We start from the raw sequence: 19,035 nt of genomic DNA on the forward strand, positions 1-19,035 counted from the left end.
ACCTTGCAGAAAACGAGCAAGGTTAATCTGATTTATCAATAAAGTTAATCGGCGCTAATCTAGTCCTATCAACAGTCAGAGTAAAGACATCAGGTCTAGCATAATGCCCGGTAATATCTAAAGCACGCTTTGATGTCGACGATAACTCAACATCAATATCAACAAGTAAGTGCCCTTTGCACTTGTTCATTGGCCCGGCAACCACTTCACCTTGCGGAGAAATAACGGCTGAATCGCCTGGGTTAATCCAGTCTTCATCTGCAGGGTATAAGTTCTCTAGCTCAGGAAGGTCGCTGGGCAAATCTTGCCGCTGCAGAGCGACACCACAATTTAATAGCCAACACTTTCCTTCTCGGGCGATATGTTTCATGCTTGCTAACCAGTCATCACCACTGTCATAAGTAGGCGCTATATATATTTCAATCCCTTGAGCATACAGAGCATAGCGTGCCAGTGGCATATAGTTTTCCCAGCAAATTAGCTGACCAATTCGACCTACCTGCGTATCGATAACATTCAAACCATGTGCATCGCCTAGCCCCCACACCATACGCTCTGGATTGGTTGGCATTAACTTACGATGATGATTGACCAGCTGCCCTTGATGATTAATAGTGATAACCGTATTAAACAAGGTCGCACGGCTATGCTCGCCATCGCGCTCATTGATGCCGCACACTAAAGTAATATTATTGTCTTTTGCCGCTTGCAATAAAGGCGCAATATCATCGGAAGACAGATCGACAGCATTACTAAGTAATCGCTTATGCAGCGCTTCGCAAGTACCCCAATCGCCCCCCGGCCTCAGTCGCCATATCCACGCAGGATAACCTGGAATATACGCTTCAGGAAAAACAATAAGCTGAGCTCCTTGCTTAGCAAGCTGTGCAATTATCTCAACGGCTTTCGCTATGGTTTTTTGCTTATCAAGTACGCAAGGTGACTCTTGAATAATGGCTACTTTCACCATAATTCCTCCTGCTCTGGTAGTGCCATAGACATAACTAGCAGGCTATTTAACTGGCACCATAATATGGGCGTATGGTGTATCACCCCACATCACATAAGGGCCACCTGATTTTGGATCGCGACTAAGCCCTTCTAACATAGCCTTAGGGACAATAATCATCATATGAGGCCCGGTTTCAGTGTAATCATCTGCATTTTTGTGATCGGGATGATAGGGTGTTGAGTTACTGACACCTGAGCCAATATCTCCTTTAAGCATGTAGGAAATGCCAATACTTGTTGCGGTAAAATCAGCTTTATTGGCAACGGCTTTCATCATTTTCATCCAAACGGCATCATTGCACATTGGCGCTTTATCGCCAGGCATGGTATCGGGCATGCATGTCCAACCATTAGAGCCTTTTTTAAGCATAGTGCCGTCACTATCTATGATAGTGGCATGTTGGCTAATCGAGCTAGGGGCAGCGGCCATGGCACGCTGTATTTTAGTTTCACTTGATTCTGCGTTAACAACAAGATGAACAGAGAACAAGGATAGTAGTAAAATCAATTGAATATTCATTTTATCATCCTTATCAAAAATACATTTATTCATGTATTCATTCGATGTTGAACCTCAAGTATAGCTCACATTTTCAGCACAGGAGTTAGGGTAAAAGTAACTAGATAAAGAAAATCCAATGTTTACAGGCCTAGCCTAGCTAACTAAAATTGCCTTATCTTTTAAATTATTGGCTCGCTTTAGATAAAAAGTGATGCTGAACAAGGCTAACTATGCGCTTTTTTCGCTACCTATTTTTATTCATGGTTTTATCTGGCTGTGCCACTTTAGGTGTCATGGAATACGACAAGCAATTCGGTAGCGCAGATGCAGCTAACCGCATCAATACCCAAGCCATTACGCCAGAAAAGAGCGCTCATTATAGCAAGGTAGTGAGACCCATTATTGAGAATCGCTGTGTTGTTTGTCATGGCTGCTATGATGCCCCTTGCCAGCTTAAAATGGAAAATAGCACTGGCATTGAACGTGGTGCCAATAAGGCCATTGTTTATAATGGTGAACGCTTACTTACTGCTAATAACACAGAAAGTCTAAGCACTATTACCAAGTTAACTGCAAGCAAACTACAAGAGTTTCGTCAGCAAGGTTACTTCCCTGTATTAAATGAACGTACGCAAACTAAGCAAGCGAATAGCCAAGCCAGTGTCTTTTATCAAATGTTGCAACTGAAAAAGCAACACCCTTTACCTCAAGATGCCTTACTTGATGATAGCTTTGACTTAGCGCTCGATAGAGACCAACAATGCCCTACCATTGAAGAGTTTGAGCAGTATAAAGCAAAAACACCGTTAGCTGGCATGCCTTATGGTTTACCTGGCCTGACCGAGCAAGAACACAACACCCTAAGCACTTGGCTTGCTGATGGCGCGATAATGGCTGATGCACCAGCAACCACCAAGAAAGAGCAAACTCTCATTGCTCAGTGGGAACAGTTTTTAAATGGCAGTAGCCAAAAAGAACAACTGGTTGCCCGCTATTTATACGAACACTTATATTTAGCCAATTTGTATTTTGATGAACAGCAACAGGCTAAAAAACCTAGTTATTTTAAGTTAGTGCGCTCAACTACGCCGCCAGGGCAAGCCATTGACATTATTAGTACCAGAAGGCCGTTTGATTCACCATTTGTTAACGGCAACACCCAAGTGTTTTATCGTTTGATAAAGCACCAAGATACCATTATAGCTAAACGACATATGCCCTATCCTTTTGGTCAGGCAAAGTATAAGCGACTGACTGAACTCTTTATTACCCCTGATTATCAAGTGGATAGCTTACCTGATTACCAATTGCTCACTTCGTCAAACCCATTTAAGACCTTTCAAGCTATTCCTGCAAAATCACGCTATAAGTTCTTACTCGATCATGCACAATTTTCCATCATGAACTTTATTAAAGGGCCTGTTTGTCGTGGTCAAGTAGCGCTGAATGTTATTGACGATCACTTCTGGGTAATGTTCCAAGACCCACAAGCGATAGAAACTTATCATACCGATGACTTTATCGTTGAAAATAGTGACCTTCTGCAACTGCCAGCAGCAACCAGTGATAAAACCATATCATTACTGTACTGGCGCCAATATGCTAAGCGCCAAGCGGAATATATAAATAAAAAATTAGCATATATTGAAAAAATTAAGCTGAAACAGCGCGATCTCGATCTCAGTCTGCTGTGGGATGGCGATAATAACCCTAATGCCACCTTAACTGTCTTTAGACACTTTGATAGCGCCTCCGTTGTACAAGGCTTTATTGGTGAAACGCCGAAAACCGCTTGGCTAATCAGTTATCCACTACTAGAGCGTATTCATTACTTATTAGTGGCAGGTTTTGACGTTTACGGCAATGTTGGCCACCAATTAAAAACCCGCTTGTATATGGACTTTTTACGCATGGAGGCAGAAAGTGCTTTTATCGCGCTACTGCCAGCTAGTGAACGCCGTAAAGTGCATGAACATTGGTATAGAGATACCAGTGATGATATTAAAAACTACATTTTCTCTGATGATTTCTATCAATTACCAGAGAGTAATATTCGTTACAGTAGCAAAGATCATAAGCAAGAACTGCTCAATAAGATTAGCCAGTACACCAATAACCAACAGGTAAATGATTTTAATATCAACGCGGGTAATATAGAAAACCGCGCAAGCACCATCAATGATTATAAAATGATGTCATTGAAAAAAATGCCCGGTTTATCGGTCAGCCTGTTGCCACAAGTAAGTTATGTCATGGTTTCAGGTGAGCATGGCGAATTTGTTTATAGCCTGATCAATAACTCAGCGCACACCAATGTTGCTCATCTTTTCTCAGAAGATGATCGTCGCGTTCCAAGCGAAGATAACCTAAGCGTGGTGCGTGGTATTATTGGTACCTACCCTAATGCTTTCTTCCATGTAGAGGAAACTCAACTTGCCGATTTTGTCACACAATTACGACATATAGAGACAGAACAAGACTATCGACAAGTAAAAGATAAATTCGCTATTCGTCGAACCAGTAACAACTTTTGGCAATTTGCCGATAAACTGCACGCTTGGTACCAACAAAACCAGCCGGAATCAGCAGGCTTATTAGACTTTAATCGCCTGGAAAACAGATAGCGGTTTAGCTCATCACATCAGAAAAATGCTGTAACAAAAAAATTCCGCCGACAGTAAAGCAATTTAGTGTCGGTGATAGTCAGCACCTTCCCTATTCTGCTACACTGCGGCTCGTTATGTTAAATAATTGTGAATTTTAACATCGCAATTTTCTTTAATATCAATCTAAAAAACGAGAACTGTCATGAAGAGAAATGCCATATTATTAACCAGTGTGCTTGTTACTAGCATATTGGCTGGCTGTACCGGCAACAGCACAGAATCAGCAAACAGTGCGCTTTCTACAGCTAAGCAAAATATCAACATTAGCTACCCAACTACTGCCAAAGGTAAGGTTACCGACACTTACTTTGGTACTGAAGTTGCTGACCCGTACCGCTGGTTAGAAGATGATCGCAGTGCAGAAACAGGTGCTTGGGTAAAAACACAAAATAAAGTGACCTTCGATTATTTAGCACAAATTCCATACCGTGAGCAGCTTAAAGAACGCTTAGGTGAATTATGGAACTATGAAAAAGTAGGTTCACCTTTTAAAGAAGGTAAATATACATATTTCTATAAAAATGATGGTTTACAAAACCAATACGTTGTTTATCGCCAAAAAGATGGTGGCGAAGCAGAAGTTTTCTTAGATCCTAATACCTTCAGCGAAGATGGTACCACATCACTTGGTCAATTAAGTTTTTCTAAAGACGGCTCTATTGCTGCCTACTCAATTTCAGAAGGCGGTAGTGATTGGCGTAAAATTATTATTATTGATGTTGAAACTAAAAAGCAGCTTGAAACACCATTAGTAGACGTTAAATTCTCAGGTATTTCTTGGTATGGCAACGACGGTTTTTACTACTCTAGCTATGACAAGCCAAAAGGTAGTGAATTATCTGCGAAAACAGATCAACACAAACTTTACTACCATAAGCTAGGCCAAGCGCAAAAAGATGACCAAGTGATTTTTGGTGCTACAGCTGAAGAAAAACGTCGCTATGTTGGTGGTACAGTGACCCATGATGATCGCTACTTATTAATTTCAGGCGCGGTGTCAACTTCTGGCAACGATTTATACCTGAAAGACTTAACTAAGCCAAACAGCCCGTTAGTTACTATTACTGATAACTTCGATGCCGATACTTATGTACTAGAAAACAAAGGTAGCAAACTGTTTTTAGTTACTAACTTAAATGCACCAAATAAGAAAATTGTTACTGTTGATGCCTCAGCTCCTGCGGCAAAAAACTGGCAAGACTTTATCCCTGAAACAGAGCATGTACTAACGGCTTCTGTTGGTGGTGGTTACTTCTTTACTGAGTACATGGTTGATGCTATTTCAAAAACCTATCAGTACGACTATCAAGGTAATAAAGTACGTGAAATTGAATTACCTGGTGTTGGTAGTGCCAGCTCATTAGAAGGTAAACAAGACGACAAAACCTTATATTACTCATTCAGTAACTATAAAACGCCAGGTACTATTTACAGCTTCGATACCAAAAACGGTAAGAGTGAAGTTTATAGCAAATCTGGCGCTAAATTCGATAGTAATGCCTTTGAATCTAAGCAAGTTTTCTACACCTCAAAAGATGGTACTAAGGTACCTATGATCATTACCCATAAAGAGGGCTTAAAACTTAACGGCAAAAACCCAACCATTTTATATGGTTACGGTGGCTTCAACATTAGCTTAACACCAAGATTTAGCGTTACTCGCGCAGTATGGTTAGAGCAAGGTGGTATCTACGCGGTTGCTAACTTACGTGGCGGTGGTGAATACGGTAAAGAATGGCACAAAGCGGGTACTCAGCTACAAAAGCAAAATGTTTTTGATGACTTTATTGCCGCAGGTGAATACTTAATCGAGCAAAACTATACTTCAAGTGATTACTTAGCCATTAACGGTGGCTCAAATGGTGGCTTATTAGTTGGCGCAGTGATGACACAACGTCCTGACTTAGTACAAGTAGCCTTACCAGCGGTGGGTGTATTAGATATGCTACGCTATCACACCTTTACTGCAGGTGCAGGTTGGGCGTACGACTATGGTACTGCTGAACAAAGTGAAGAAATGTTTAACTACCTTAAAGGTTATTCTCCTGTACATAATGTAAAAGCGGGCGTTAGCTACCCTGCAACTATGGTAACTACAGGTGATCACGATGATCGCGTTGTACCAGCGCATTCATTTAAATTCGCCGCTGAACTACAAGCGAAACAAGCAGGCAACGCGCCTACTTTAATCCGTATTGAAACCAATGCTGGCCACGGTGCTGGTACACCAGTATCTAAAACCATTGAACAATACGCTGATATTTACGCCTTTACCTTATTTAACATGGGCTTTACCTCCCTGCCAAAATAAGCGTAACCACAAAGAGATCAGCTAAAAGAAAAAATGCTGATCTTGATCAAGTACCTGACTAAATTAGTCAGGTACTATAACAACATACCAACTAGCTTATACCTAACAGGAGTCAATTATGGGATGTTGTGGTGGTTGTGGCGGTGAAGGCCACGAAGAGAAAAAAGAGCAAGAACAAGCGCAAGATAAAGCTGCTGAGCAAGCTGAATCTGCAGATAAAGAGTAATTAAAGTTAATTTTATTTGCTTTGTTCCCGTCCGCAGAGGGAATAAGGTAAATAAAGTTACTTAGCTAACAACTCTAATTTAATGTTTTGCTTTTTATAACCGATTAACTGTTTGCCCTGTTAATCGGTTTTTTTTGTTTATAATTCCTTATCTTAGCATTAGTTTTTGTCTATACTCGAGGTAAGCTAACAAGAAAAGGACTATTCGATACCATGAAACCTAGCGCGCATCTAACCGCTTTAACTCTAGCCCCTCACTAATATGACTACTCATCGAGTTTCATTCGCACAAATAAAAGCGCTAACGACTACACTTGGCGAAATTATTGTTGATCAAGGGGTAGATATTGATATCGACATGGTAAGGGAAATTCATCAAGCGTTGACAGAGATATTCCCGCAATCATTTTCATTGCTCATCAATAAAAAGAACTCTTATTCCACTCAGTTAGACGCACTGATTTTATTTGGTCAACTAGAAACAATTAACAAAATTGCCGTTTTCGCGCCTAATAGCTTAGCAAAATTAAGCGCAGACTTTGCCGCCACTATTCCAAGTTCAGCAGAGCTAGATATAGAAGTATTCACTGATAAAAACGATGCACTAGCCTGGCTTAAACAAAATTAATATAACTCGACCAACTCCTTACTAAAGCGATTCATATAAGTAATAAGCACCTTATCCCCTTGTACTGAGCTAACATATCTGGCATTGCTGGCAAGTTGAGCTAACACAGTAAATTGATGATTTTTTAGATCGTATCGCCACAGCTGCTGCTGTTTATTGATACCGTAAAGCATATTATCTTGTCTGGTCATGATTGGCCGCTCTAGCTGCTCTGCCAATTTTGTTAATTGGCGCGAATCTCGCCCTACTAACCAGACTTTGTCATTAGCAGCTAAATAGACTAAATCGCCATCTGGCAATATATTTGCCCACACAACCGAATCTACATCGTGTTTTTGCAAAGTTAAGCTACGCAAATCTAACAGCATAAGCGTTTCTTCCCCTTGTACTATCGCCTTAACCAATAGCTTATCCTTGCTTGGCCACTGCAATATATCGGTCACTAAATACTCTGTTGCGATCGATTCTACTTGCTTATCTAGTGAAATAAGCTGGACTTGATTATCCGCTATTGCGGCCAACTTAGCCCCTGAGGGAGACCAAACAACAGCTTTAGTTTGTACACCATGCTCAAATTGACTCAGTTGAGTTACTTCTCCATCAGCCATTCGCCATAACTGGCGTATACCCGAGCGTTTGGAACTAAAAGCAATCATATTGGCATTGCCTTGGAAGCTGGCCATCTCATCACTTACATTTGAGCGAGCAATAACCTCTTGCTTGCTGATTGACATGGGCAATTCCTGCTGCGCTTGTTCAGTTAAGCGCACTAAACCAATATCTGTATCTGCCATCACTTCAGTAGCAAGCATCTTTTGCTGAAAAGGGTGAAAGCTTGGTTGATCTAAACCATGACGCTGCGCAACTGTAATGGCCTGCAATCGGCCATCAGGCCATAGTTGAAATAACCTTTGGTTAATAATAGTCACGAAAAAATCCCCAGAAGCATGAAATGCTATCGGCAATTTTTTATAAATAGTCGCGCCTGTCGGCAAGTTAATCGCGTAAGAAGATAGCACTTGCCCTTGCTTACTAAGCAGCTTAATACTGTGACGATTCGTTGCTGATATCGTTAATAAGGCAAACTGCTCACGTTCAGTAGAATAAGCATAGCTATAAATATAATCTTGGTTAGCTTGATAAAGCCTTTGCAAGTCATCATTATCAAGCTCATAAGTGTACAAGATCATATTGTCATCAACATCAGCGCGCAAAAAGCTAATAACACTGTCAGACAACCACTGCGGCGCCTCGCTATATCGATCATTACAATCCAGTAGCTGCGTTGTCTGCTGTGGCTGAGCTAAAGCGCCTTTAAATTCTACACTGTTAATCGACCAGCAATGATGGGATGCTTGCTCTTTCTCTGGACAAGCATTTCGCTCAGTAAATACCAGTTTACTACCGTCTGGCGACCAACTAGGTTGGCCATATACGCCACTTTTCTCAAGCAATTTAAACTCTTTTTGCTGAGCCAAATCTTTTGCCCACAATTCACTGTAGCAGGCATCAATATTACGTAAGAAGGCGACAAAATTTCCATCTGGAGAATAACGGCCATAAGCTTCATTGGCATCGCTACTAGTAATAGCACTCACGGTTGAAAAGACTAACTTATCCGTTTGTTGCTCATTGCCATCTTGCCACGTAGCTAACAAGATCAGCCCGACAGCAAACAGAATAAAAGCGAGCGATAGGAACACAGTTTTTTTGGTGCTAATAAAGCGCTTACTCTTAGTAGAGTCCACTTCACAACAAGCTGGCTCTAAACTATAGCCTTGCTTAGCATGAGTTTTAATGACTCGTTGCTGCTTGCTATCGTCGGCAAATGCTTTTCGCAATTGCAAAATACAACGCTGCAAAGTATTAGCTGTCACTATAGTATCAGGCCACACCGCTTGCATTAAATTGTCAAAGCTAACAACTTCCCCTTGGTGCTTTATTAGTATTTCTAATACCGCTATGGCTTTAGGAGGCAAAGCAATACAGCTTCCCGCTTTACAAATTTGATTGCGGGTAATATCAATAGAATAGTCTTCAAGACGATATTGTCTTTTTTTCATACAGAAAATGCGTTTATCAGGCAAAAGTCAGTGAAAAATCAGCCTAATTCAGTGTTTTCAAAGGCAGGTTTTCATTATCCTAGCACACTTAAACCAACAAATTGAAGGAAGTTAAATGTTGATTCAAATCCTAAAATTAATACTGATAATGCTGTTAGTTCATTGCCAATTTGCCAGTGCAAACACGAAAGAGCACTATATTGTCGGAGATAAAATCACCTTGCAATCAAAGGTATTAAATGAAGCTAGAGAATTATTTATTTACACACCTGAAGATTATTCTGCACAAAATAGCTATCCAGTCATCTATGTTTTAGACGGTGAATATTACTTTATCTCTACGCTAGGTATAGTAAACGCACTAACTGCCACCAAGAAAATTCCAGACGCCATTGTCGTAGCAATAAAAACCAGCATACGGGTACGAGACTTTTTACCGCCTATCGATGATAAACCCTTAAGCCCGCAACAGGAATGGATTCAGAAAAAGTTCCCTCGCTTTGGTGGCACGAATAAATTCCGTCAATTCTTACAACAAGAACTTTTCCCGTATATTGATAAGCACTATGCAACACAACCGAATAAAACCCTTATTGGTCATTCTAATGGCGGGGTTTTTGTCTTAGATACCCTATTAAAGCAGCCTAAACTATTTACCAACTACCTTGCCATTAGTCCTGCGCCTTGGTGGGGAGATCAGCAGATAGATAGCCTTTTTACTCAAGCAATTAAATCTTCGCCAGCGGTAAATTTATACTTAAGCATAGCCGATGAAGGCAACAAGTTTTACGCGCATAGTCAACGAATTGCCGCTAACCTAGCTAGCACTCACTCTAAACAATTGAACTGGCAGTATCTGCACTTTGCTGAGGAAGATCATCAAAGCACTATTTATCCTTCGATCTACCAAGGACTAAGTAAATTATTTGCTGATTTTTACTATCAAGATATTCAAGCCGTCGGCCAATTGGGTGAGCTTGATGACGTAATTAACTACTATCAAACACTGTCGACACGATATAACTACAATATAAAAATACCCACTTCCGTATTGTCAGAGTTGGCTAATGTACAATTAGATCACAACAGAAATGACCAAGCATTTGTAACTCTTAACTATTTTATTGAGCAATACCCTAACACGGCTTATGCCCATCAAAGTTTAGCTTTTGCTTATATGCGTACCCAGCAGTTTAGTCTTGCCAAAACTAGCTTTGAAAAAGCCTTAGCTATTCTCAGCCAACAAGACGACGTGAGTTATACTGTGATAGATTTTGTAAAAGATATGATTGCGCAAGCAGACAGTAAAATAACGAAATAACAATTAAGAATTACTAGCCAAGTCTCAAGCAGCTTAACGATTAAGCTGCTTTTTCGCTATTTTGTCTTTATACATATTATCGTCAGCAAGTTTTATCAGATATTCCACCGCTTCACTATTAACCTCATTGGTTTGTATCGAGGCATAACCATAGCTAAACAAGCAAGCTAAGCACAAGGGGTTAAGTACAGACTGTCTGCGATTGAACACTATTTATTGATGTTCTTTAATCAAAGATAAAAATGGCTGACCATAACGGGCTAATTTAATATCACCAATACCGCTTACTCTGAGCATCTGCGCTTCAGTCTGTGGTTTTACTCGAGCCAATTCAGATAAGGTGGCGTCATTAAAGACAATAAAGGGTGCAATGTCTTCAGCATCGGCAATGGTTTTTCTAAGCTCTCTTAGTTTGACAAATAACGTACGATCATAGCCTTTTTGTGGTGCTTTTTGCTGCCAATAACTGGCTTTTTGTAAGCGAGGACTCGCCAGCATTAATGGCTCAGTCGCTTTTAACACTGCACGCGACGCTTCTGTTAAACACAAACTCGACTGCTGCTCTATATCTTGCTGCAAATAACCTAAATGTATCAGCTGACCAATAATGGCATACCAATAACCGGGAGTTTTTCCCTTACCTAAGCCAAAAGTAGAAACATTATGATGATCGAGTTGCTTAACTTTTGCCGTTTCTTCACCGCGTAATACCGCAATTACATGATTAATATCACCTTGCTGATTAATACGATAAACACAAGATAACACTTTTTGCGCCTCTACTGTCGCATCAAACTGACTTGGTGGATCTAAACAAATATCACAGTTACCACAGCCTTTTTTAGTAAATTCGGCAAAATAGTTAAGTACTACCTGACGACGACAAGTTTGTGCGTCAACAAAAGCGCTCATGGCAGCAAAGCGCTGTAGTTCTACATTGACCCGTTGCGGGTTATCACCATCTGCTATCCGTTTTTTAATACGTTCTATATCTTTATCATCCACCAAAAACAACGCTTCTGCGGGTAAGCCATCACGCCCTGCTCGGCCTATCTCCTGATAGTAAGACTCCAGCGTTCTTGGCGGCTCATAATGAATAACATAGCGGACATTGGGCTTATTTATTCCTAAACCAAAAGCAACGGTCGCCACCACCACTTGAATATTATCTTTGGTAAAACCTTCTTGCACTAAACTGCGTATATCGTTTTCTAATCCAGCATGATAAGCAGCACAGTTAACGCCACTACTTGCTAGAAACTTGGCTAACTTCTCTACTTGCCAGCGGCTATTGCAATAAATAATGCCACTGTCTTCTTTATGTTTACCAATATAGCCAAGCAGCTGCTTTTCACCATGGTATTTTTGTGCCAAGGTAAAACGTATATTAGCGCGATCAAAACTGTCTAAATGAATATAAGGGTCACGCAAGGCTAATTGATTTAAAATATCTTTGCGCGTGGTCACATCAGCTGTTGCTGTTAATGCCATAACTGGCACATAAGGAAAATGCTCTTTTAAGCAGGCAAGCTTAGTATAGGCGGGCCTAAAGTCATGTCCCCACTGCGAAATACAATGCGCTTCATCAATGGCAAATAAGCTTAAAGGTAACTCAGACAGATTTTGCAAAAAGTAATAATTCGTTAGCCGCTCAGGCGCTACATAAAGTAGTTTAATTTCACCCTTAGCCATACGGGAAAAAATATCAGTAATTTCAGACTGCTCTAGAGTCGAATTAATAAATGCCGCTGGAATAGCTTGTCGTGTTAACCCGTCTACCTGATCTTTCATCAAGGCAATTAACGGCGATACCACCACAGTAACCCCAGGCAATAACACAGCAGGCAATTGGTAGCATAATGATTTACCACCACCGGTTGGCATTAAAACTAACGAGTCACGCCCTTGTAAAAGTTGCGAGATGATCTCAAATTGCCCAGTACGAAAGCTCTGATAACCAAAGTGATGTTTAAGTGTTTCTAATAGCTGCGCTTGCGTATCAGCGCTATTATTTTCAGTGATTACGGGATTAGTCAAAAGAGATCATTGGTTTTCAGACATGGTTACTGTCATTTTACCTCAGCCTTAAGGTATACAGCCAGTATTAAAATGCTTGTCTTGCGATAAATTCATGCTAGTCTGAATCAACAACACATCTGACCAGATAGAGTAAGCCTATGCAACAAGACCAAGTGCACCAACAGATCATTGATTTTTGGAATAACAATATGCCCTTTAATCAATTGCTTGGCTTCAAGCTAACCCGCTTTGATGCACAATCATCTGAAATACGTTTTGCTTGGCAAGATAAATTAATTGGTAACCCTATTCATAAAATACTACATGGTGGCGTAACCGCATCGGCACTGGATTTAGCAGGAGGCACAGTAGCGGCTGCCAATATCATAGAGCAGCTTGATGAAATCACGCCACAAACAATCGCCTCAAGCTTAGGCAAGCTCAGTACCATTGACTTGCGCACCGATTATCTCAGACCCGGTCGCGGTGAACACTTTATTGCCACCGCGCATATTATACGTAGTGGCAGCAAAGTCGCGGTTGCCCGTATGGAGTTACACAATGAGGAAGGCGAACATATCGCCTTTGGCACAGGCACCTATATGGTGGGGTAATAACAAAAAATTCCATCTAAAAGTTTTTATTTTCTACTGTCAAAAAACTCATTAACAGCCTGTTTAAACTGATTGATTTTTAAACAGTTTATTTTAGTTACATTTGAACACAAAATTGCTACCTATTCTTAACCTTCAAGAATCATCCTGATAACACCTATTTGATTTGTGTCAGAACTTTGTTGATTTAACAAATATTTAAACTACATTTAATACAGAATAACTACACTTTATAACCTTTTCGTATACAATATGCGCCGCTTTATTTTCGAATGTAAAGCAGTATTGGTTTTTAACCTTGGCATGAAATATGCCATCTATATGAGAGTAACATAATGAAACTAACCAACTTAGCAAAAACAAGTCTTGCATCGCTTTGCCTTATTAGCACTTGTAGCTTAGCAGAAGTTAATATATCGGGCTTTTCTAGTATTAATGTTGGCAAGGTGCTTAGCGGTACAGGTGTTGAGCACTATGGTATTGAGCCAACATTTTTAGCCGATTACCCTAATGTCTCAGCTTACAATGAAGAGTGGGACTTTGAACCAGAAAGCCTTTTTGGCATACAGTTTGATGCAGACCTAATGGATGGATTATCAGCTACCGCACAAATCGTAGCGCGCGGTACTGAAGAGTGGAAACCAGAGTTTGAATGGGCCTATATTTCTTATGAGCTTAATGAAAACTGGACATTACAAGCAGGTAAAAAACGTTTACCACTATTTTACTATTCTGACTTTTATGATGTTGGCTATGCCTATGTATGGATGCGCCCTTCAGCAGATAACTATACTTGGCAAATTTTTAACTACACCGGCATGAATGTACTATACAGCACAGACATTGGCGACTGGTCTTTAGCAGCTAACTTATATGGCGGTAAAGAAGACGACAAAGACAACAAGCTATTAGGCGACTACTTTTCTGGTGGCGTTGAAACACGAGAAATCTGGAAAGATATTCTAGGTGGTGTTGTTAATATCAGTAAAGACTGGTTTGAAGCACGCTTCACCGCTATGCAATATACCAACGAGCGTTACGTAGATGGCGAGCGTAAATACTGGGGTGAAGATGATTACCGTGACGGTACCTTCTATGGCGCGGCATTTAACTTTGACTTCGAAAACTTATTCGTATTAACTGAGTTAAGCCATTTAGCCATTGATGAATATTCATTTGAGAGAACCTTAAAATTTGATTCGCGCATGATCACTGTTGGTTATCGCATTCAAGAATTCACCCCTTTTGTTGCTTACTCAGAGTTTGAACAAGAAGGTGAAGACGGTGAAAACCACAACACACAATCTGTTGGTTTAAGATGGGACTTCCACTCTTCAGCAGCTTTTAAGGTGCAATATGACAAAGTAGAAGATAACTCTTACTGGTTAGCAGTAGCTGGTGATAGTGAGTCGTTAACTTTCGGCGTTGATTTAATTTTTTAAGGAATAATTGTGATGAAACTATTTAAATACGTTATAACAATAACATTTTCTCTCGTTAGCTTTATTTCTACTGCCGAAGTTTCTGTTATCGTTAATAGTGCTAATAATAATGATATTAGCGCAGGTCAAATTAAGAAGATCTTTCTAGGTAAAAGCAAATCGTTTGCTGATGGCAATAAAGTTGAAGTGTTTAGCCTTGCTGACGGAAGCAATGACACACAAGTATTTCGACTTAACGCCTTAAGTAAATCTAACAGCCAATACAAATCCTATTGGGCAAAACTTGCTTTTACTGGCAAAGGCACACCACCTAAAAGCATCAGTGATAGCGAAATGATAAGCACCGTAAAAAGCAACAGCAATGCCATTGGCTTTATCAATAGCGATAAGGTAACTGGCGATGTAAAAGTTATTGCGACTTTTTAGTTGAGCACTTGTAAATGCTTGGGAGTGAGCATTTCAGACACCTGCAAAGGACTGCACTTTTCTTAAATCAAAAAGTAAACGGTAAGGCTTGAAAATGCAATTTTTTAGAAAGTTAAAAATCCTGTACAAGATATACACCATCTTAGCTATTGCCCTGCTTAGCTTTATTATAAATTTATCCATTAACATCTCTGCTATTTCCAAAAACCAAACCTTGCTTAAATCAATGCAAGATACGGCAATTCACTTAGTTAACTTAACCAGTGAAAATGTCACCACTTGGCAACGTATTGATGAAAGTTATACCCAAAGTGTCTCATTTGCTGATGAAGACTTAATCGCAGATGCCGCTGCGCTTTTTAGCGCACTGTCAACAAACTTAGATAAAATAAACAATCTTAAAAGTGACTTTACCAATACCCGTGAATTAAAAACGTTAGCGAATGAGTATAATGACTTAGCTAAAGCTATCTCCCAAGGTTTTATCAATGAAACCTTAGACTTTCAATCAGCCCAAGCAAATATTCAAAGCAAAACAGATATTTTTAGCAATGTGCAAAAACAGCTAACTAAAGACAAAGAAACGGCTGCCGCTTTCTTTAACAGCCTAGTTGAACAAACAGTTGAAAACTCTAATGACTCACAAACCTTAAGTATTACCGTAGGCATTATCTTATTAGCCTTTATGACGCTACTTAGCATAATAATAGCTAAATCTATTAATAAATCTGTGGTTTCGCTTGCTTCATCACTTCGCGTTCTAGCAGAAGGAGAAGGCGATTTAACCAAGCAAATCGATGTCGTCAGTCAAGATGAACTTGGCTCAGTAGTACAACACTTTAATAAGTTTACACAACTACTACGCGGCATAGTAAAAGAGGTTGTTGACGTTGTCACACCACTAACACAAAGTGCTGAGCAATTATCACTTAAAGTAAGTGAAGTGGATAACAATGTTAAAAATCAAACTGAAATTGCTGAAGTAACTAAGCAATCTATGATTGAAATGCAACACAGTGTAACCGATATTGCCAAATCTGCCGCTGAAGCAGCATCCGCTGCTGGGCAAGGTGAAGATGAAGTAAATCAAGGTATGAAAAACGTACAACGCTCTTTAGATATATCAGGAGAGTTATCAGAAGAAATTAATAATGCTTCAGCTGTTATCAATCAGCTAGCGACAGATTCACAAAATATGAATCAGATCCTTGATGTCATTAATGGCATTGCCGAGCAAACTAATTTACTGGCACTTAATGCGGCGATTGAAGCTGCTAGAGCTGGCGAACAAGGCCGGGGCTTTGCCGTAGTTGCTGATGAAGTACGTAGTTTGGCTTCAAGAACAGCCCTTTCAACTACGGAAATTCGTGAACTACTAGATAAACTGATTTCCGCAGCAAACCAATCGGTAAACTCAATGGAGCTTGCTAGCACAAAAGCCAGTAGTAATGAGGAAATCTCTAGAAATGTCGATACTTCATTAAGCAACATCAAAGAGCAAATAGGCCATATCAGCTCTATGAATACGCAAATTGCCACTGCAACTGAGGAGCAATCTAGCGTAGCAGAAACCGTTGTCAATAATATCGAAGATATGTATAGCAGCTTTGCTTCTACTACCACGGCTGTAGAAGAGATAGGTGAAGTTGCCCAGCAGTTAGATGGTAATGCTTTACAAATAGGACAAGCCACCTCTAAATTTGTTGTTTAAATATAACAAGCGTTGATGCTGATTAACTAAGTTGTTATGGTTTGCTTGTTAAGGAGACTATTTAGCGAGCAAACCAACATTTATCTTATTCAATATAGCCTCAGCTTTAGTCAGTTGTAGTTCAGTATCCTCCCCGAAAAAGCTATAGCAAGATGACACAGCAAAACCCTGTAATACGTATTAAAGCACACACCAATAAACATGGTCGTTTTCTTATGGTTGTAGCTGCCTTAATAGCAGGTATAACACTGTTACTCAGTCAGCTATTTTGGCAAGAACACAAGCTAGTACTTATGTTTAGCTACTTAACCGCTCTGGTGTTTGCTATCACTGGCTTGGCGAAATTATCAGAGCCTGCCTTTAGTATTTTACTCAGCCCAGACTACCTCAGTTATCAACATAGAAATGGCCAATGGCAAATTAGCTGGCAGCAAATACAGCGCTTTGATTTAGTTAAAGAAACCATTGGCTTAGAACAAGTAGAGCTTGCCTATATTGGTATAAAGTTGCTTGATATTGACATGTTAGCCAAGCAAATATCACCACGCTTAGCCAATAAATTGATTCATGAGCAAAAGCCTTTAATCAGTTTTGCTGTTCGTTATCAGCTTATTCCTTTTGAACGTGGCATCATTTGTTTTGAGCCATACCAATTAGCTTCTGGAGAATTAATCAAAGGGCCAATCGCGGCTTTTCTCCATCACAGTAAAAATCTCCATGATGCTTTTGGCTTTCATTTGTATCTACCAGCCTCTTCTTTAGATAGAGATTTGCCGGCATTTAATCAGTTATTGCGACAATGCAAACAGCATAGTCAACACTATCATAGTACTTAACATCAGGTTTGCATAAGAAATAGTGCCAACTCTCACCAAATAAACAAGTTATATATTTTTGATTTCTAGCCAGATATTTTTTCCTGAATTCAAGGCTTTTTGAATTAGGAATAGCTAGCTATTTCACTTCAAAGTAACGTAGAAGTCAGTAAAAATAACTGCTAGAAATTCATGACTGGGAGCGTATCACTTACATTTAAGCGCAATATTTCTTTACAGCAGCAATCGCTTCGTTTTAGTCAATAACAAGCAATTCTTAACGCGGGACAAATTTGTCATGCTATCATTAGCACAATCAAATGCTTTCATATTCACACCATTTCATGACCTCAACAGCCAAGCAAAGCCAAGCAACAAACTTAGCTAAGGATAGTACCAGCTCTCACTCAGGCGTATTTAATGCCTTAGGCGCTTATTTATTGTGGGGCTTTGCACCGATTTACTTTAAGTTGCTGACAGAAATTGCCGCAGGTGAAATTTTAATGCACAGAGTTATTTGGTCCTGTGTGTTTCTACTGATCTTAGTTATCGTCATGAAAAAGTGGTCGCAATTTATTGCCTTATGTAAGCAGCCTAAAGTCATGTTGAATTTAGGTTTATCAGCAAGCTTTCTCGCAGTAAATTGGTTCTTATTTATCTGGGCAGTTAATAATGATCATCTATTAGATGCTAGTTTAGGTTATTACATTAACCCTTTATTTAACGTTGCCTTAGGCATGATATTTTTTCAGGAAAAGCTTAAGAGAAATCAAGCCATAGCGGTTGCCTTAGCGGTTATTGGCGTTTTAGTGCAGCTGATCACCATCGGCTCTTTACCACTCATTTCTTTAGCACTTGCTGGTAGCTTTGGTATTTACGGTTTACTGAGAAAGAAATTACAAGTGGATTCATTTATTGGGCTTTTGATTGAATCTTTATTAATGTTGCCAATCGCCTTAACCTACTGGTTTTTATTTGTTGAAAGCAGCACAAGTAACTTGCTAAATAACAGTAGCACGCTTAATTTCACCTTAATCATGGCGGGTATTGTTACTACTGCGCCGTTACTTTGTTTTACCGCAGCAGCCAAACGCTTAACGCTCACTACTTTAGGGTTTTTCCAATATTTAGGGCCAAGTATTATGTTTTTGTTAGCGACCTTTTACTATCAAGAAACCTTAAAAATGGCTGAGTTAACCACCTTTATTTTTATTTGGTCAGCACTATGTATTTATAGTTTAGACTCGCTAAAACAAATAAAGCGCAAACCATAACGGCTG

15 protein-coding genes are annotated in these 19,035 nt (G+C 39.8%); 10 read left to right on the forward strand and 5 right to left on the reverse strand.

The genetic code is table 11. The features are described from left to right. Positions 1-22 precede the first annotated feature (22 nt). Together EMK97_RS10955 and EMK97_RS10960 are read right to left on the reverse strand one after the other, a co-directional pair. Positions 23-970, reverse strand: a complete 948-nt coding sequence (locus EMK97_RS10955; RefSeq protein WP_130602118.1) for a carbon-nitrogen hydrolase family protein — start codon at positions 968-970, stop codon at positions 23-25. Positions 971-1,012: 42 nt separating this feature from the next. Further along, positions 1,013-1,531, reverse strand: coding sequence for a hypothetical protein (locus EMK97_RS10960; protein WP_130602120.1), 519 nt, complete (start codon positions 1,529-1,531; stop codon positions 1,013-1,015). Positions 1,532-1,743: 212 nt separating this feature from the next. On the opposite strand from EMK97_RS10960, the gene EMK97_RS10965 reads away from it, so the two are divergent. The 3 genes from EMK97_RS10965 (at position 1,744) to EMK97_RS10975 (ending at position 7,344) form a co-directional block, all read left to right on the forward strand. Further along, a complete protein-coding gene (locus EMK97_RS10965; protein WP_130602122.1) occupies positions 1,744-4,137 on the forward strand; it encodes a fatty acid cis/trans isomerase in 2,394 nt (797 codons plus the stop codon). A 184-nt stretch (positions 4,138-4,321) separates the two neighbouring features. Beyond that, on the forward strand, positions 4,322-6,490 hold the full coding sequence (locus EMK97_RS10970; protein WP_130602124.1) for a prolyl oligopeptidase family serine peptidase: 2,169 nt from the start codon (positions 4,322-4,324) through the stop codon (positions 6,488-6,490). 488 nt (positions 6,491-6,978) lie between these two features. Then, entirely contained in the window at positions 6,979-7,344 is a 366-nt protein-coding gene (locus EMK97_RS10975) for a SpoIIAA family protein (RefSeq protein WP_130602126.1), read from the forward strand. On the opposite strand, the gene EMK97_RS10980 is transcribed toward EMK97_RS10975, so the two are convergent. Further along, positions 7,341-9,407 (reverse strand): winged helix-turn-helix domain-containing protein, encoded by a 2,067-nt coding sequence (locus EMK97_RS10980; protein WP_130602128.1) that lies wholly within the window; start codon positions 9,405-9,407, stop codon positions 7,341-7,343. The two genes, EMK97_RS10975 and EMK97_RS10980, sit on opposite strands and share 4 nt — an antisense overlap. 115 nt (positions 9,408-9,522) lie before the next feature. Between EMK97_RS10980 and EMK97_RS10985 the strand changes: the two genes are divergently transcribed. Then, a complete protein-coding gene (locus tag EMK97_RS10985) occupies positions 9,523-10,728 on the forward strand; it encodes an alpha/beta hydrolase-fold protein (RefSeq protein ID WP_130602130.1) in 1,206 nt (401 codons plus the stop codon). 33 nt (positions 10,729-10,761) lie between these two features. Here EMK97_RS10985 and EMK97_RS19050 read toward each other — a convergent pair whose 3' ends face one another. Beyond that, positions 10,762-10,938 (reverse strand): hypothetical protein, encoded by a 177-nt coding sequence (locus tag EMK97_RS19050; RefSeq protein WP_170176748.1) that lies wholly within the window; start codon positions 10,936-10,938, stop codon positions 10,762-10,764. A gap of 3 nt (positions 10,939-10,941) precedes the next feature. Beyond that, complete coding sequence (recQ, locus tag EMK97_RS10990) at positions 10,942-12,765, reverse strand: DNA helicase RecQ (RefSeq protein ID WP_246028764.1); 1,824 nt, start codon at positions 12,763-12,765, stop codon at positions 10,942-10,944. A 140-nt stretch (positions 12,766-12,905) separates the two neighbouring features. Here recQ and EMK97_RS10995 point away from each other — a divergent pair, with 140 nt between their 5' ends. The 6 genes from EMK97_RS10995 (at position 12,906) to rarD (ending at position 19,029) form a co-directional block, all read left to right on the forward strand. Then, positions 12,906-13,361 carry a thioesterase family protein gene (locus EMK97_RS10995; protein WP_130602132.1) on the forward strand — a complete coding sequence of 152 codons (456 nt, stop codon included), beginning with the start codon at positions 12,906-12,908 and terminating at the stop codon, positions 13,359-13,361. A 335-nt stretch (positions 13,362-13,696) separates the two neighbouring features. Then, a complete protein-coding gene (locus EMK97_RS11000) occupies positions 13,697-14,803 on the forward strand; it encodes a porin (RefSeq protein WP_130602134.1) in 1,107 nt (368 codons plus the stop codon). A gap of 12 nt (positions 14,804-14,815) precedes the next feature. Then, positions 14,816-15,229, forward strand: a complete 414-nt coding sequence (locus tag EMK97_RS11005) for a type 2 periplasmic-binding domain-containing protein (RefSeq protein ID WP_130604463.1) — start codon at positions 14,816-14,818, stop codon at positions 15,227-15,229. A 94-nt stretch (positions 15,230-15,323) separates the two neighbouring features. Further along, positions 15,324-16,940 carry a methyl-accepting chemotaxis protein gene (locus EMK97_RS11010; protein ID WP_130602136.1) on the forward strand — a complete coding sequence of 539 codons (1,617 nt, stop codon included), beginning with the start codon at positions 15,324-15,326 and terminating at the stop codon, positions 16,938-16,940. A gap of 152 nt (positions 16,941-17,092) precedes the next feature. Continuing rightward, on the forward strand, positions 17,093-17,776 hold the full coding sequence (locus EMK97_RS11015) for a DUF2982 domain-containing protein (protein ID WP_130602138.1): 684 nt from the start codon (positions 17,093-17,095) through the stop codon (positions 17,774-17,776). Between the two features lie 323 nt (positions 17,777-18,099). Next, positions 18,100-19,029 carry an EamA family transporter RarD gene (gene rarD, locus EMK97_RS11020; protein ID WP_130604464.1) on the forward strand — a complete coding sequence of 310 codons (930 nt, stop codon included), beginning with the start codon at positions 18,100-18,102 and terminating at the stop codon, positions 19,027-19,029. The last annotated feature ends 6 nt before the right edge of the window (positions 19,030-19,035 follow it).

Origin of the sequence: Litorilituus sediminis (genome assembly GCF_004295665.1) — a bacterium.
GTDB lineage: Bacteria > Pseudomonadota > Gammaproteobacteria > Enterobacterales > Alteromonadaceae > Colwellia > Colwellia sediminis.